15 protein-coding genes are annotated in these 14,049 nt (G+C 68.0%); 4 read left to right on the top strand and 11 right to left on the bottom strand.

Annotated elements, in window-relative coordinates; translation table 11 throughout:
• Positions 1 to 185: 185 nt before the first annotated feature.
• Entirely contained in the window at positions 186 to 740 is a 555-nt protein-coding gene (locus PSK12I2_RS0109325; protein ID WP_027598182.1) for a DedA family protein, read from the top strand.
• A gap of 118 nt (positions 741 to 858) precedes the next feature.
• Positions 859 to 2,979 (top strand): bifunctional diguanylate cyclase/phosphodiesterase, encoded by a 2,121-nt coding sequence (locus PSK12I2_RS0109320; RefSeq protein ID WP_081347913.1) that lies wholly within the window; start codon positions 859 to 861, stop codon positions 2,977 to 2,979.
• 9 nt (positions 2,980 to 2,988) lie between these two features.
• On the opposite strand, the gene PSK12I2_RS0109315 is transcribed toward PSK12I2_RS0109320, so the two are convergent.
• Positions 2,989 to 3,450: a YaiI/YqxD family protein gene (locus PSK12I2_RS0109315; protein ID WP_017639406.1), complete on the bottom strand. Its 462-nt coding sequence runs from the start codon at positions 3,448 to 3,450 to the stop codon at positions 2,989 to 2,991.
• A 100-nt stretch (positions 3,451 to 3,550) separates the two neighbouring features.
• Between PSK12I2_RS0109315 and PSK12I2_RS0109310 the strand changes: the two genes are divergently transcribed.
• Positions 3,551 to 4,315: an SDR family NAD(P)-dependent oxidoreductase gene (locus PSK12I2_RS0109310; RefSeq protein ID WP_027598180.1), complete on the top strand. Its 765-nt coding sequence runs from the start codon at positions 3,551 to 3,553 to the stop codon at positions 4,313 to 4,315.
• Between the two features lie 8 nt (positions 4,316 to 4,323).
• Here PSK12I2_RS0109310 and PSK12I2_RS0109305 read toward each other — a convergent pair whose 3' ends face one another.
• The 3 genes from PSK12I2_RS0109305 to PSK12I2_RS0109295 are packed head-to-tail and all read right to left on the bottom strand — an operon-like array spanning position 4,324 to position 7,455.
• Entirely contained in the window at positions 4,324 to 4,959 is a 636-nt protein-coding gene (locus PSK12I2_RS0109305; protein WP_027598179.1) for a LysE family transporter, read from the bottom strand.
• 4 nt (positions 4,960 to 4,963) lie between these two features.
• Positions 4,964 to 5,542: a mechanosensitive ion channel family protein gene (locus PSK12I2_RS0109300; RefSeq protein WP_027598178.1), complete on the bottom strand. Its 579-nt coding sequence runs from the start codon at positions 5,540 to 5,542 to the stop codon at positions 4,964 to 4,966.
• Complete coding sequence (locus tag PSK12I2_RS0109295; protein WP_027598177.1) at positions 5,542 to 7,455, bottom strand: ATP-binding cassette domain-containing protein; 1,914 nt, start codon at positions 7,453 to 7,455, stop codon at positions 5,542 to 5,544. The genes PSK12I2_RS0109300 and PSK12I2_RS0109295 overlap by 1 nt, the downstream gene beginning before the upstream one ends.
• A gap of 47 nt (positions 7,456 to 7,502) precedes the next feature.
• Here PSK12I2_RS0109295 and PSK12I2_RS0109290 point away from each other — a divergent pair, with 47 nt between their 5' ends.
• Positions 7,503 to 7,967, top strand: coding sequence for a TIGR02444 family protein (locus PSK12I2_RS0109290; RefSeq protein WP_027598176.1), 465 nt, complete (start codon positions 7,503 to 7,505; stop codon positions 7,965 to 7,967).
• Here the strand turns inward: PSK12I2_RS0109290 and PSK12I2_RS0109285 are convergent.
• The 7 genes from PSK12I2_RS0109285 to PSK12I2_RS0109255 all read right to left on the bottom strand — a co-directional run bounded on the left by PSK12I2_RS0109285 (position 7,964) and on the right by PSK12I2_RS0109255 (position 14,046).
• Positions 7,964 to 8,440 (bottom strand): Rsd/AlgQ family anti-sigma factor, encoded by a 477-nt coding sequence (locus tag PSK12I2_RS0109285; RefSeq protein ID WP_007161363.1) that lies wholly within the window; start codon positions 8,438 to 8,440, stop codon positions 7,964 to 7,966. The genes PSK12I2_RS0109290 and PSK12I2_RS0109285 overlap by 4 nt on opposite strands.
• A 109-nt stretch (positions 8,441 to 8,549) precedes the next feature.
• The gene (locus PSK12I2_RS0109280; protein WP_027598175.1) at positions 8,550 to 9,035 is read right to left on the bottom strand and encodes a disulfide bond formation protein B; all 486 of its coding nucleotides are present in this window, start codon (positions 9,033 to 9,035) and stop codon (positions 8,550 to 8,552) included.
• 88 nt (positions 9,036 to 9,123) lie between these two features.
• Positions 9,124 to 10,332: a heme biosynthesis HemY N-terminal domain-containing protein gene (locus PSK12I2_RS0109275; RefSeq protein WP_027598174.1), complete on the bottom strand. Its 1,209-nt coding sequence runs from the start codon at positions 10,330 to 10,332 to the stop codon at positions 9,124 to 9,126.
• The gene (locus PSK12I2_RS0109270) at positions 10,329 to 11,495 is read right to left on the bottom strand and encodes a uroporphyrinogen-III C-methyltransferase (protein WP_042135286.1); all 1,167 of its coding nucleotides are present in this window, start codon (positions 11,493 to 11,495) and stop codon (positions 10,329 to 10,331) included. The genes PSK12I2_RS0109275 and PSK12I2_RS0109270 overlap by 4 nt, the downstream gene beginning before the upstream one ends.
• Before the next feature lie 17 nt (positions 11,496 to 11,512).
• Complete coding sequence (locus PSK12I2_RS0109265; RefSeq protein ID WP_027598172.1) at positions 11,513 to 12,271, bottom strand: uroporphyrinogen-III synthase; 759 nt, start codon at positions 12,269 to 12,271, stop codon at positions 11,513 to 11,515.
• Positions 12,268 to 13,206, bottom strand: a complete 939-nt coding sequence (gene hemC / locus PSK12I2_RS0109260; protein WP_037007646.1) for a hydroxymethylbilane synthase — start codon at positions 13,204 to 13,206, stop codon at positions 12,268 to 12,270. The genes PSK12I2_RS0109265 and hemC overlap by 4 nt, the downstream gene beginning before the upstream one ends.
• 93 nt (positions 13,207 to 13,299) lie before the next feature.
• Positions 13,300 to 14,046 (bottom strand): LytTR family DNA-binding domain-containing protein, encoded by a 747-nt coding sequence (locus tag PSK12I2_RS0109255; RefSeq protein WP_007161369.1) that lies wholly within the window; start codon positions 14,044 to 14,046, stop codon positions 13,300 to 13,302.
• Between the last annotated feature and the right edge of the window lie 3 nt (positions 14,047 to 14,049).

The following is a 14,049-nucleotide window of genomic DNA, read 5'->3' as shown; positions in this document are numbered from 1 at the left end:
GACAATATGGAGTGCCTATAGGTCCTATCCAAGGCAGACGCCGGCTGGACCCGGCGTGACACAGGGTCGCAGTGAAATCCCTGCCTGACCGTCTGGCGCCCGGCGGACGGAAGTCCGTCACACTTTCTTTCCAGACGCCAACCGGGGTAGGCTGCGCCATCTTTATTCATCTCGTGTAGCGCCGAATGCTCCAACAATTCCTCCATGATTTCGGCTATTTCGCCCTTTTTCTCGGCACCTTTTTCGAGGGCGAAACCATTCTGGTATTGGCCGGCTTCCTGGCCTTCCGCGACTACATGAACATCCAGACCGTCATCCTGGTCGCCTTCTGCGGCAGCTACGCCGGCGATCAGCTCTGGTACTTCCTCGGCCGGCGCCACGGGCGCAAGCTGCTGGCGCGCAAACCCAAGTGGGAAGCCGCCGGCGAAAAGGCGCTGGCGCACATCCGGCGCCATCCGGACCTCTGGGTACTGAGCTTTCGCTTCGTCTACGGCCTGCGCACGGTGATGCCGGTGGCGATCGGCCTGTCGGGCTATCCGCCAGCGCGGTATCTGATCCTCAACGGCATCGGCGCCATCGTCTGGGCGACGGTGCTGGGTTATGCCGCCTATCACTTCGGCGCCGTCCTCGAAGGGGTGCTGGGCAATCTCAAGCGGTATGAATTGATGGTGCTGGGCGGCCTCGTGGTGATCGGCCTGCTGCTCTGGCTGTGGCGTCGCAGCCGGACACCCAAGGCCTGATGGCCAGGCAGCCCCTCACCCGGTACGTCCATCGAACGGATTAAAGGCCCGGCTGCCGCTGCCGATGCCCTGAGCAGCAACCCCTCCCAAAACCTCGTGTGCACGCTGGCGATTGAGCATGCTGAACTTCTCCACCCTGCTGCCTCCCGGCCATCAGATCCTGGCTGCCAACGAGTACGAAAGCCTGCTCGTGGTGCTGGCGTACCTGATCGCCAGCGCCGCCGGCTACACCGCCCTGGCCATGGCCGACTGGGTGACCAACAGTCGCTCCCGCCGCGGCAGCGAGCTGGCCAAGCTGATCGGTGCCGTCGCCCTGGGCGGGGGCATCTGGTCGATGCACTTCCTCGCCATGCTGTCGTTCAAGATCGGCATCCATGTGCACTATGCGCCCCTGCAGACCCTGGCCTCGCTGCTGATCGCCATCGCCGTGTCCTATACGGTCATGCACCTGATCGGGCGCGAGTCCCTGACCGCACCGCAATACGGGCTCGCCGCCCTCGCCGCCGGCCTGGGCATCGCGACCATGCACTACACCGGCATGCTGGCCATGCAGTCGGTGGCCGTGCAGCTCTATGATCCCTTGCTGGTGGTGGTCTCGGTGGTGGTCGCCAGCCTCGCCTCCCTGGGCGCCCTGCTGCTGGCCTTCCGCCTGCGCGGCAGGACCGGCCTCAGGACCTTCTGGCTGCGCCTGCTGGGCAGTCTGGTCCTGGGTTTCGCCATCGTCTCCATGCACTTCACCGGCATGGCCGCCCTCACCCTTGCCGTGCCCATCGGTTTCGAACCCGGCGGTCTGGCGGAAGCCAATCAGCACCTGGAACTGGGCATGGGCATCGCCCTCGGCACCCTGTTCATCATCATGGTCGGCCTGCTCGCCGCCTGGGCCGGCGAACGCTTCAATGCCCAGCGCCTGCGGCTGGAGCGGGTCTCGACCACCCTCGACCAGATCACCCTGCACGATCCCCTCACCCACCTGCTCAATGGCGGCAGCTTCATCCAGACCGTCGATCGGGCCATCGGCCAGGCGCGCACCGGTGAGCAGTTCGCCCTGCTGATGCTGGACATCGATCACTTCAAGCGCATCAACGACAGCCTCGGCCATGCCCTTGGCGATGAACTGCTGATCCAGATGGCGCAGCGGATCCGCGCGGTGCTCGATGACGACCTGCCGCTGGCCCGCTATGCCGGCGACGAGTTCAGCCTGCTGCTGCCGCTCGGCCAGCGCGGCGACAGCCAGCCCCTGGCCATGCGCCTGCTGGAGCAGTTGCGACCGCCCTTCGAGCTGGCCGGGCAGCGCATTGCCATGACCTTCAGCCTGGGCATCGCCCACTATCCCCAGGACGGCGCCAACGCCGGCCAGCTGCTGCGCAGCGCCGGCCTCGCGGTCGGCCATTGCAAGCGCAGCGGGCGCAATCGCAGCCAGAGATTCACCACCGAACTCCAGCGCGACGCCGACGACCTGCTGAGCCTGGAGATGGACCTGCGCCAGGCTCTAGCCCAGGGCGGCCTGCACGTGGCCTACCAACCCATCGTCGACCCCGCCGGTGCGCCGGTGGCCCTGGAAGCCCTGGTCCGCTGGCAGCATCCGGTCCTGGGTCCGCTGAGTCCCGAGCGCTTCGTCCGCGTCGCCGAGGAAACCGGGCTGATCGCCGACCTGGATGGCTGGGTCATGCGCCAGGCCTGCGCGGACCTCGCCCAGCTGCACCGCGAAGGTCACGCGGCTCTGCGCGTCTCGGTGAATTGCTCGGCGCTCAATCTGAGCGATCGCCTCCTGCCCCAGTCCATCGCCCGGGCGCTGCAGGCCGAAGATCTGCCGGCCTCGGCGCTGATTCTCGAGGTGACCGAGAACGCCCTGATGCACAGCCTCAACGTGGCGGTCGAGGTGCTCGGCGAGATCCGGACCCTGGGCGTGCGGGTATCCATCGACGATTTCGGCAGTGGCTACTCGTCGCTGGCCTACCTGAGCCGGCTGCCGGTGGATTCGCTCAAGGTCGATCGCGCCTTCGTCCGCACCATCCCCAAGCAGAGCAACGACATGGCCATCGCCGCGGCGATCATCGCCATGGCGCACAAACTGGGCCTCAATGTGGTCGCCGAGGGGGTGGAAACCAGCGAGCAACGCCAGTTCCTGCAGGCCAACGGCTGCAATTTCATGCAGGGCTATCTGTTCGGCCGGCCCATGCCGTTGCCGCAGCTGCGTACCTGGCTGCAGCAACCCGCCCTCGCCGCCGTGCCCGCCTAGCAGGCCGCCCTAGCCGGCGGCGCTGCGCTGGAGGCGGGTGATCAGCCGGTCCAGGGCGTTGGCGAAGGCCTGGCGATCACGCTCGCCGTAGCCGGCCTGGCCCCCACCCATCTGTCCCTGGTCGCGCAGATCGGTCATCAGATTGCGCATGGCCAGCCGCTGCCCCATGTTGCGCTCGTCGAATTCCTGACCACGCGGATCCAGGGCGGCCACGCCCTTCTTCACCAGCCGATCGGCCAGGGGAATGTCGCTGCAGATCACCAGGTCACCCGGCTGAGCCTGCTCGACCAGGTGGTCGTCGGCGGCGTCGGGGCCACTGGGGACCACCACCAGGCGGACACAGGCGAAGGGCGGCTTGATCTGCGGCTGCCCCGCCACCAGTACCACCTCCAGCTTACGCTTGAGAGCGAACTTGCAGACCAGCTCCTTGGCGGCGCGTGGACAGGCATCGGCATCGATCCACAGGATCACGGGAATTTCTCCGGCAAAAGCCCAGGATACCGCGCTACGCCGGCGCACCCCAGCGCAGTGGCGCGGTCGGACAGGGATAGCGACCTGACTGGAGTCCCCCATGACTTTCTGGCAACGCCTGGCGCAGCCCGCCCAGGCCCTGGTGTATGGCGCCACCGGCGGCCTCGGCCTGGCCCTGTGCGAACAGCTGCTGGCGCGTGATGACATTGCGCGGGTCTGGGCCTGCGCGCGCCACGCCGAGACGCATGACGGCCTGGCCGCGCTGGAGCGGCAGCATGGCCCGCGCCTGCGCCGCCTCGACGTTGATCCGCTGACCACAGTCGATCTGGCAGCCCGGCTGGCGGACGAGACGCCCCGTCTGGATCTGCTGCTGTGCGCCTCGGGGCTGCTGCAGGGCGAACGGGCGCGCGCCGAGAAGAGTCTGGCGCAGGTGGATCAGGCCGGGCTGCTGGAAAGCTATCTGGCCAATGCCGTGCTGCCGCTGCTGCTGATCCGCCAGCTGACGCCACTGCTCAAGGGCCAGCATCCCTGTCAGATCGCGGCGCTGTCGGCACGCGTGGGCTCCATCGGCGACAACCAGCTGGGTGGCTGGTATGGCTATCGGATGGCCAAGGCGGCGCTGAATCAGGGACTGCGCTGCGCCAGCATCGAGCTGACCCGGCTCAATCCCCAGAGCTGCGTGCTGGCCCTGCATCCCGGCACCACGGACACGGCGTTGTCCCGGCCCTTCCAGGCGCGGGTGCCGGCGGACAAGCTGTTCACGCCCGCCTACGCGGCAGAGCGCCTGCTGGCGGTGCTGGCCGCCCGTACGCCGGCCGAGACCGGCAGTTTCTGGGATTGGCAGGGGCAGTCGGTGGTCTGGTAGCCCCGGCTTCAGACCGCGGCGCGGCGCACCGTGGACAGCAACGCGGCCGCCGCGAGGAACAGGCTGGCGAATACCCGGTTGGTGATGCGCTGCTGGCGCGGGGTGCGCAGCAGGGTCAGCACCCGGGCAGCCAGCCCGGTGTAGCCCGCCATCACGATCAGGTCGACACTGACCATCGTCGCCCCGATGATCAGGTACTGCGCGGTCAGGGGCGCATGGGGATCGACGAATTGCGGCAGCACCGCGAGCATGAAGATCAGCGCCTTGGGATTGCTGACGTTGACCAGGAAACCGCGCATGACCAGGGCGCCGATCCGCGGTGGCAGACGCTCGCCGACCACCTGTTTACCCAGATCCATGGGCGCCGCGCGCCACTGGCGGAGCGCCAGGTAGGCGAGATAGGCCACACCGAACCACTTTATCAGGGTGAAGGCCAGCTGCGAGGTCGCCAGCAGGGCGCCGACGCCCACGGCAACGATGGCGATCTGCAGCGCCAGTCCCAGCTGCAGACCGATGGCCGTCCAGTAGCCGCGGCGGAAGCCCAGGGTCACGCCGGCGCTCATGGAGGCGATCGCCCCGGCTCCGGGCGAGAGACTGATCATCCAGCAGGCGATGAAGAAACCGGTCCAGACCTGCAGACTCATGGGTTCACCTGTCGAGATGGAAATCGAAGGAGCCGTCGGCATCGCGCCAGCGACGGACCGACTTCTGGAAGAACTGGGTGTTGGGAATCTGCACCAGGGCGCCTTCCTGGTTGTCGTCCAGTTCCTGCAGGGTCACGAAGAGCATGTTGATCGCCACCACCCGGCCCTTGATGCCGGGTTTGTCCGAGGCGTCCAGCACCTCGATGCGATCGCCCAGGCGGAAGGGGCCGACGGTAAAGATCAGCACCGCGCAGAACAGGTTGGAGAGCACGCTCCAGATGGCGAAGAAGGCCACCGCGGCCACGGCGACGAAACCGGAAATGGCCGTCCAGAGCACCGCTGCGGACACCCCGAAGCGCTCCAGGGCCATGAGGATGGCACTGCCCATGATCAGCCAGCGCAGGGTGCCGCGCAGGCCGAGTACGATCTGCGGCGGCAGCGGATAGCGTTCGCCCAGGCCGGTGACGGCGCGGGCGACGATGCGCTGCAGCACATAGCCGATCAGCAGTACCAGGGCGACCTGGCCGGCCACCAGCAGGTAGTCGCCCCACCCCGGCAGCCAGGTGTGCAGCCACTCGGTCATCAGGCCCCCTCGAGTTCGGCTTGCAGGCTTTCCAGCCGTTCCAGGGCCTCCAGCCACTGCTCTTCCAGCTCGGCTTCGCGGGTCTTGGCCGCGGCCTGGTCGGCCAGCGCCTGGCGCAGTTCTTCCTTGCGCGCGGCGTCATAGAGGCCGCTGTCACCCAGACGGGCTTCCAGGGCGGCGAGCCTTTCCTGCAGCTTGCCCAGCTCGGCTTCCAGCTTGTCGGTGGCCTTCTTCAGCGGTGCCAGCTGCTGGCGCAGGGCGGCAGCGGCCTGGCGCTGGGCCTTGCGATCGGTCTTGTCGACCGCGGCGCCCTCACCGGCGGCGAGGCCCGGCTCCTGGCGGGCGCGGAAGTCCACCAGCCAGCGGCTGTAGTCGTCCAGATCGCCGTCGAAGGCCTGCACCTTGCCATCGGCCACCAGCAGGAATTCGTCGGTGGTGCTCTTGAGCAGATGACGATCGTGGGAGACCACCAGCACCGCCCCGGCGAATTCCTGCAGGGCCAGGGTCAGGGCCAGGCGCATGTCCAGGTCCAGGTGGTTGGTGGGTTCGTCCAGCAGCAGCAGATTGGGCTTCTGCCAGGCGATCAGCGCCAGGGCCAGGCGCGCCTTCTCGCCACCAGAGAAATTCAGCACCGCCTCGTCGCAGCGCGGACCGCGGAAATCGAAGCCGCCGAGGAAGTCGCGCAGGCTCTGTTCGCGCTCGCCGGGGGCGATGCGTTGCAGGTGCAGCAGGGGACTGGCCTTGGCGTCCAGCGAATCGAGCTGGTGCTGGGCGAAGTAGCCGATGGCCAGGTTCTCGCCGCGCTGCAGCCGGCCGCCGAGGGGTTCGAGTTCGGCGGCCAGGGTCTTGATCAGGGTCGACTTGCCGGCGCCGTTGGGGCCGAGCAGGCCGATGCGGGCGCCTGGTGTCAGCTGCAGCTTGACCGGGTGCAGGATGGTGGTCTCGCCGTAGCCGAGTCGGCCTTCGGCCAGGTCGAGCAACGGACTGGACAGCTTGTCCGCCTCGCGGAAGACGAATTCGAAGGGCGAATCGACATGGGCCGGCGCCAGCTCTTCCAGGCGTTCCAGGGCCTTGATCCGGCTCTGTGCCTGACGGGCCTTGGTGGCCTGGGCCTTGAAGCGGGCGATGTACTTCTCCATGTGGGCGCGCTGGGCCTGCTGCTTGTCGTAGGCCTGCTGCTGCTGCGCCAGGCGCTCGGCGCGAGTACGCTCGAAGCTGGAGTAGCCGCCGCGATAGAGCACGAGTTTCTGCTGGTCCAGGTGCACCACATGATCAACCACGGCATCAAGGAAGTCGCGGTCGTGGGAGATCAGGATCAGGGTGCCGGGATAGCCCTTGAGCCAGTCTTCCAGCCAGAGGATGGCGTCCAGATCCAGGTGGTTGGTGGGTTCGTCGAGCAGCAGCAGGTCCGAGGGGCACATCAGCGCCTGGGCCAGGTTGAGACGCATCCGCCAGCCACCGGAGAAGTCGCCGACCTGGCGCTCCATCTGCGCGGCGGTAAAGCCCAGACCGGCCAGCAGCTTGCGGGCGCGGGCATCGGCGGTATAGCCGTCGGCGGCCTCGAAGTCGGCATGCAGCCGGCCAAGGGCGTTGCCGTCCTGGGCCGCTTCGGCCGCCGCCAGTTCGCGCTGGATGCGGCGCAGGTCGATGTCGCCGTCCAGCACATAGTCCACCGCCAGCCGCTCCAGGGTATCCACCTCCTGGCGCATGTGGGCGATGCGCCAGGCCGCCGGGATGTGGCAATCGCCGGCATCGGCCCCGAGCTGCCCGCGCAGCAGGGCGAAGAGACTGGATTTACCGGCGCCATTGGCACCGATCAGACCGGCTTTCTGGCCGGGATGCAGGGTCAGTTCAGCGCTTTCGAGCAGACGCTGGGGACCACGCTGTAGAGTAAGGTTCTGTAGTCGGATCATGGCGGCGGAGTGTAGCAGCTCCACCACCCACGAACGGGGAGGCGGACATGCAAGAGGACCTGTGGGAATTCGCGTTGGCAGTATACGCCCGGCCCGGCGTGGAAGGCGCCTGTTTGCGTCTGCAAGAGGCCGGCGCCGACGTCTGTCTGGTGCTGACGGCGCTCTGGCTGGATCGCCGCAACTGCGCCCTGGATGCCGAGGGCCTGGCCCGGCTGCAGCGCGCCTCGCAGCACTGGCAGGATACGGTGGTACGCCCCCTGCGCCAGTTGCGCCAGGCCTGGAAGGCCGCGTCCAGCGCGGACGAGAGCCTGGCGGCCCTGCGGGAGCAGCTCAAGGGACTGGAATTGGCCGCGGAACGTGAACAGCTCGCGCGTCTGGCACGACTCGCGGGCCATTGGCCGTGTCGCGGGGCACAGGGCCCGGGGGATTGGCTGCACGCGCTGGCACCGCGCGAGGCAGCCGCAGCGGACCTCGACCTGCTGGCCGAGGCCGCGCGGGGGAACCGGGGCTAGACCGACGCCAGCCGCGGTTGCTGGTGCGAGGTGTGCAGCACCTCGATCAGGCAGTCTTCGAGTTCGAAGCGCTCGCGCAGGGTTTCGCCCAGCAGCTTGAGTTCGATGGTCAGCAGACCCGGGTCCCGATAGGCCCCGCGCTCGAATCTGTCGTTGAAGTTCAGGGCGGCGTCGGTCAGGGCCTGCAGGCGCGGATAGACGCTGTCGGCGAACTCGATGGCGCGCTCGTCCTGGAATTCCCGGGCTTCGGCCACCAGTTGCTCGTAGATCTCGAAATGCGCGGTGGACATGTAGTCGACCAGCATGTCGCAGAGCCGCTCCAGTTCGCTGACCTCGCGCACCGGTCCCAGCAGGGGCTCCATGTCCAGGGTTTCGTAAGCGGTCACCAGCTCGCGGCGGGCAATCAGCCAGCGGTCGATCAGCTGGTGGACCCCACCCCAGCGTTCCTGGGCATTGCGGCAGGTTTCTAGCATGACGGCAGCTCTCTATACGGGCGAGACGGTCCGGGCGCAGGCGCCCGGCTGTTATCAGGAACTATACCGACATCGCCTCGCCAGGCGAGTGCCGTTGCTCGGAGAAAGCTCAGCGACGGCGGAAGATCTTGACCAGGCTCAGGGCCATGAGCAGCACGAAGGCCAGCAGGCTCCATTCCGGGATGCTCAGACCGAACAGCGTCCAGTTGACCTCGGCGCAGTCGGCGGTGCCGTGCAGGACCAGGCGGATGATTTCCTGGAAGGGCAGCGCCTGCATCATGTAGTCGAGGCTCGGCAGGCAGGCCGCCAGCTCTTCCGCCGGGACCGTCTGCAGATAGACCTGGCGGCCCGCGGTGGCGGCGCCGGCGGCGGCCAGCAGCAGCAGGACCACGCCATAGATGCGTCGTCCGCGCTTGCCCGGCGCCTGGATGCCGGCGATCAGCGCCACCACCCCGACCAGAATGAAGAAGATCCGTTGCATGACGCACAGCGGGCAGGGCTCGAGGCCGACCACGTGTTCGAGATAGAGACCGACGCCCATGAGCACCGCACAGGTGGCGGCCATGAACAGAAAGATGAAGCGGGGACTAGTCACGGACGCGCCGTCTCCAACAGGGAATTGGGACGTTACGGTAGAGAAAGCCCGGGCACCTTTCAAGGACCCGGGCAGACGAGCCGCGCCGTCAGACCCGCGGCGTCGGTAGCGAAGTGGTGTCGGACTCGCGCCACTGGCTCTGCAGGAGCTGCTGGCTGCGGTCCACATCGCCCAGCTGGATGGCCACCCTGGCCAGTTCGCCGGCGGTGACTGCGGACGGCCGCTGCGCCAGACTGCGCTCCAGATATTCGCGCGCCTTGCCCCACAGCTGGTTGTTCATGCACAACCGGCCCAGGGCCAGCAGCAGCACCGCATCCTGGGGGCGATCCTTGAGCCAGCCTTCGGCGTGGTGCAGCGGACGACTGGCATCGCGCGGACGCAGCTGGCCATAGAGCTCGACCAGGCGCTCGTCCCACTGGCGATTCAGGGTGATGTGCAGCACCTCTTCGGCCAGGTCGTCGCGGCCGATGGCGCGCAGCTGACGGGCATAGGCCAGCACCACCGAGGCATCGCCCTTGAGCGCCGTGGGCACCTGCTGCCACTGGGCATCCACCGCCGATTCCGCGCCCTGGGCGGGCACCTCGTCGAGGGTCGCGATCCATACCTTGCGCTCCAGGTCGTCCTGCTCCTGGGGGCGCAGCACCTGCTGCTTGCGCAGTTGCGGCAGCAGGGCGATCAGCGCCGGCCAGTCGCGCAGGGTCACCTGCAGGCGCTGCAGTTGCAGCAGCACCTCGCCATTCTTCGGATACTTGGCCTGCAACGGCGCCAGGCTGTCACGGGCTTCCAGATACTGGCCGCGGTCGATCTGCAACCGGGCCTGCTGCAGACCGATGGCCAGGTCGGCCTGGGGCTCGCGCTCGCGGGCCTGGCGCAGCAGGCGGTCGCGTTCTTCGAGGTCGCCCAGTTCGTTGGCGGCGCGGGCGGCGCCCAGCAGGACGAACAGCGGCTGGTCGGCGTGCTCGGCGGCGCCTTTCAGGTGCTTGAGGGCACCGCTCCAGTTGCCTTCGGCCAGTTCCAGCTGCCCCTTGTGGCGCGCCTGCTCCAGGCGGCGCTGGCGATTGTGCCGCGACCAGGGGTTGAGCACCTTGCCGGTCAGGCCGAGGGCGCCCAGCACCAGCTTGAGGATGTAGAGCGCCAGCCAGACTGCCACCAGCAGGGCCAGGAAGGCCCAGAGACTCGATTCGTAGCGGAAGTTGCTGTAGGACAGCAGCACGTAGCCCGGCTCCTTGGCCAGCACCACGGCAACGCCCAGGCCGACGAGCAGGGCGAACAGGAACAGCAGGTACAGGCGCTTCATGGGCGATTCTCCTGAGCCGCGCCGGCGGCGGCATTGTTCGGCTGGATTTGCTGACGCTGGGCGATGTAGGCCTGCAGCGCGGTCAGGGCAGGCGTCAGGTCAGGGGCCTCGAAGGTGACCGGCCGCTCGGCCAGCTCCTGCAGGCGCAGCTTGACCGCACGGCTGTCGGGATTCTGGTTGTTGAAGTGGGCGGCGAGGACGTCTTCGGCCTGCTCGATGGAGAGCCGATAGACCTCCTGATTGCCATTGAGCACGGCCCACTGCGCCTGCTCCAGCGCCAGGCTCATGGCCAGGCGCACCTGGGCCAGGGACTCCTCGGCCAGCAACGGACGAATCGGCTGGTCGGCGGAAAAGTCGATGCGGAAGTAGCTGGAGATGCGCTGGCGGAAATCCTGCCACCACTGCTGCAGGGCATTGCTCGGCGGTACCGCGGCCTTTTCGACGCCGGGCTGGTCGGCCACGGTGGTGGAGAAGCGCGGCGGCAGGGGTTCCAGGCTCTGCACCTGATTGCGCAGCGATGCCAGCTGGACGAATTGCCCGGTGCGATCCAGGTCGGGCAGCTGGCGCAGGGTCTGCTGGGCATTGGCCAGTTGCTGGCGGGCGGCGAAGGCGGCCGGATCGTTCTGGGCCTTGAGGATGTCATCGACACCCTGCAGCAGATTCTGGGCGCTGGGCACGTCCTGCAGCGCGGTCATGCGCAGGGTGGCCATGCGCAGCAGGTGCTCGGCCTCGGTCAGGCGCCAGGCCTGGCGACTCTGGCCGACCACCTCCTTGAACTGTTCGGCGAGGTGCTGCTGGTCGCCCTGCAGCTCACCGAGCTGACGGCGGCGCTCTTCCAGCTCGTTGGCCGAGGGCAGGCGGCCCAGATCGGCACTCAACGCCTGGTTGCGCATTTCCAGCTGGCGCAGCTGGCTGCGCAGATCCTCGGCCTGGGCGGCCTGGCTCTGCTCGGCCTGACGCACCTGCTGCAGTTGCCAGACGCTCCAGCCGCCGACACCCAGGCCACCGGCGGCCACCAGCAGGGCCAGCAGCGCCAGACCGGACGCCTTGCCCGAGCCCTTGCGGCGCACGCTTGCCGGGGGGGGGGCCGGCGGCGGCGAGGCGGGAGTCACGACAGGATCGGGAGAGACGTCGTCGGCGCGGGGGGCTTGAGTTTCGCTCACGGGAATTCCTTGTAGGGTCAATCCGGATGGTGATGGGCAAGCGCGGCGATCAGGGCGCCGGCGCTGGCGCCCTGGCACTCGATGATGAGCTCGCAGCCGCTGGCACGAGCCAGTTCGGCCACACGGGCGCTGGGTACCAGCAGGGGATAACGGCGCACCGCGGGCCAATCCGCACCCGCACAGGCCTGCAGATGCGCGAAACCCTGCCCACTGCTGACCATGATGGCATTCAGGCGTTCCGCTGCCAGGGTCTCTAGGACCTGCCCTGCGGGGTAGTCCGGGCACTGGCGGCGATAGAGTTCGAGCACCTCGACGCGGGCGCCGCGGGCGGTGAGGGTGTCGACCAGCAGGTCGCGGCCGCCCTCTCCGCGCAGCAGCAGCACCTCGGGCGCCGGGCGCTCTAGGGCTTCCTGCAAGGCCGGCAGGGCCAGCAGGCCTTCGCTGTCCTCACGCTGGGGATGGTGCACCTGCAGTCCATAGTCTTCGAGCACGGCGGCGGTGGCCGCGCCCACGGCGAACCAGGCCTGCAGCGGCGGTTGCGGCCAGTACTGATCGAGGGCGGCGAGGCCCAGGCGGGCCGCCGGCTTGCTCACCACCAGCACGGCGGCATAGCGATCGAGATCGAGCCAGAGTGAGCGCTGTTCGGGGGTTTCCGCCAGGGGCTGCAATTCCAGCAGCGGCAGGCTGGCCGTGGCGATGCCCGCCGTGTCCAGGGCGGCGGCCAGGGGTGGATTCTCCTCCGCCGGCCGGGTCAGCAGCAGTCGCCAGGCGCTCATGATGCGCCGGAGACCCCATAGACGGCATCGAGAATGCCCTGGGCGCCCTGGGCCAGCAGGTCTTCGGCCACGGTCACGCCCAGCCCGGCCGGGTCGTTCAGCGGGCCGCGGGCCTCGGCACGCAGCAGCAGCCCGCCATCGGGCTGGCCGACCAGGCCGCGCAGCCAGAGCAGTTCGCCTTCCTGTACCGCATAGCAGGCGATGGGCACCTGGCAGCCGCCATTGAGACGCCGATTCAGGGCGCGCTCGGCGGCGACGCGGCGTTCGGTGTCGAAATGGTGCAGGGGTTCGAGCAGCGCATGGACCTCGGCATCGTCGGTCCGGCATTCGATGCCCACGGCGCCCTGGCCGCCCGCCGGCAGGCTGTCTTCGACGGTCAGGTATTCGCGGATGCGCTCGGCGAAGCCCAGGCGGATCAGCCCGGCCGCGGCCAGGATGATGGCGTCGTAGTCATCGGCATCGAGCTTGGCCAGGCGGGTATTGACGTTGCCGCGCAGAAAGCGGATCTCGAGATCCGGGCGCAGGGCCAGCAACTGGGCCTGACGCCTCAGGCTGGAGGTGCCCACCACACTGCCCTGGGGCAATTCGGCAAGACCGGAATGGCGATTGGAGACGAAGGCATCGCGCGGGTCTTCCCGCTCGCAGATGGCATACAGCCCGAGACCTGCGGGGAATTCCATGGGCACGTCCTTCATGGAGTGCACGGCGATGTCGGCGCTGCCGTCGAGCAGGGCGTTTTCCAGTTCCTTGACGAACAGACCCTTGCCGCCGATCTTGGCCAGGGGCGCGTCGAGCAGCTTGTCGCCGCGACTGGTCATGGGCAGCAGACTCACCCGCAAGCCCGGGTGGGCCGCTTCGAGGCGGGCTTTCACATAGTCGGCTTGCCAGAGTGCCAGGGCACTCTGGCGCGTGGCGATACGGATTTCGCGGAGCATGGACATTACCGGCACGTCAGATTGCCGGCCATGATAGCAGGTCGACCGGCGCCCCTCCCCCGCTGCGCGCCGGTCGCCAACCCGCGAGCGACGTCAGATGCTGTGCATCAGGCGGCGCACACCGGCCACATGACGGCGGCTGACGGTCAGGGCGTCGCCGTTCATGCCCTTGAGGAACAACTGGAAGTGGCCCAGGGGCGTGCGCTGCAGGCGCTCGATGCGCTCGCGGGAAACCAGCGCATTGCGGTGTATGCGCACGAAGCGCTCACCGAATTCGTCTTCCAGCGCCTTGAGCGGTTCATCCAGCAGTACTTCGCCGCCAGAGTGTCTCAGGGTCACGTACTTGTGGTCGGCGATGAAATAGACCACGTCATCCAGGGGGATCAGCTCGATGCCCTTGCGGGTCCGGGCGCTGATATGGCTGCGCGGGCCAGGGCCACCGCTGGCCGGCGGCTTGGTCAGGGCGGCCAGCTGCATCCGGTTGGGTCGCTGGGCCTTGCTCAGGGCAGCGGCCAGGTCCTCCTGCCGCACCGGCTTGACCAGATAGCCCACGGCGCTGACCTGGAAGGCGTCGAGCGCGTATTCGTCGTGGGCGGTCACGAAGATCACCGCGGGCGGCGATTCGCGCTCGCAGAGACGCGCGGCCACCTGCAGACCGTCCAGACCCGGCATGCGGATGTCGAGCAGGACGATATCGGGCTTGAGGTTTTCAACCAAAGCGAGGGCTTCCTCACCGTTGGTGGCTGTTGGCTCCAGGGCGGTGTAACCGTCCAGTTGCCCCACCAGACGGGCCAGACGCTCGCGCGCCAAGGGTTCGTCATCGACGATCAGGACATTCATAAG

The organism is Pseudomonas sp. MOIL14HWK12:I2, assembly GCF_000510745.1.
In the GTDB taxonomy this organism is placed as follows: Bacteria; Pseudomonadota; Gammaproteobacteria; order Pseudomonadales; family Pseudomonadaceae; genus Chryseomonas; species Chryseomonas oryzihabitans.
The sequence above is the reverse complement of the archived record's forward strand: the minus strand, read 5'-3'. Positions and strand labels throughout refer to the sequence as shown.

What these genes read in the sequence shown, in the direction of transcription:
- PSK12I2_RS0109325 (WP_027598182.1), top strand. Translation starts at nt 186, where the DNA reads ATGCTCCAACAATTCCTCCATGATTTCGGCTATTTCGCCCTTTTTCTC.
- PSK12I2_RS0109320 (WP_081347913.1), top strand. Translation starts at nt 859, where the DNA reads ATGCTGAACTTCTCCACCCTGCTGCCTCCCGGCCATCAGATCCTGGCT.
- PSK12I2_RS0109310 (WP_027598180.1), top strand. Translation starts at nt 3,551, where the DNA reads ATGACTTTCTGGCAACGCCTGGCGCAGCCCGCCCAGGCCCTGGTGTAT.
- PSK12I2_RS0109305 (WP_027598179.1), bottom strand. Translation starts at nt 4,959, where the DNA reads ATGAGTCTGCAGGTCTGGACCGGTTTCTTCATCGCCTGCTGGATGATC.
- PSK12I2_RS0109300 (WP_027598178.1), bottom strand. Translation starts at nt 5,542, where the DNA reads ATGACCGAGTGGCTGCACACCTGGCTGCCGGGGTGGGGCGACTACCTG.
- PSK12I2_RS0109295 (WP_027598177.1), bottom strand. Translation starts at nt 7,455, where the DNA reads ATGATCCGACTACAGAACCTTACTCTACAGCGTGGTCCCCAGCGTCTG.
- PSK12I2_RS0109290 (WP_027598176.1), top strand. Translation starts at nt 7,503, where the DNA reads ATGCAAGAGGACCTGTGGGAATTCGCGTTGGCAGTATACGCCCGGCCC.
- PSK12I2_RS0109285 (WP_007161363.1), bottom strand. Translation starts at nt 8,440, where the DNA reads ATGCTAGAAACCTGCCGCAATGCCCAGGAACGCTGGGGTGGGGTCCAC.
- PSK12I2_RS0109275 (WP_027598174.1), bottom strand. Translation starts at nt 10,332, where the DNA reads ATGAAGCGCCTGTACCTGCTGTTCCTGTTCGCCCTGCTCGTCGGCCTG.
- PSK12I2_RS0109265 (WP_027598172.1), bottom strand. Translation starts at nt 12,271, where the DNA reads ATGAGCGCCTGGCGACTGCTGCTGACCCGGCCGGCGGAGGAGAATCCA.
- hemC (WP_037007646.1), bottom strand. Translation starts at nt 13,206, where the DNA reads ATGCTCCGCGAAATCCGTATCGCCACGCGCCAGAGTGCCCTGGCACTC.
- PSK12I2_RS0109255 (WP_007161369.1), bottom strand. Translation starts at nt 14,046, where the DNA reads ATGAATGTCCTGATCGTCGATGACGAACCCTTGGCGCGCGAGCGTCTG.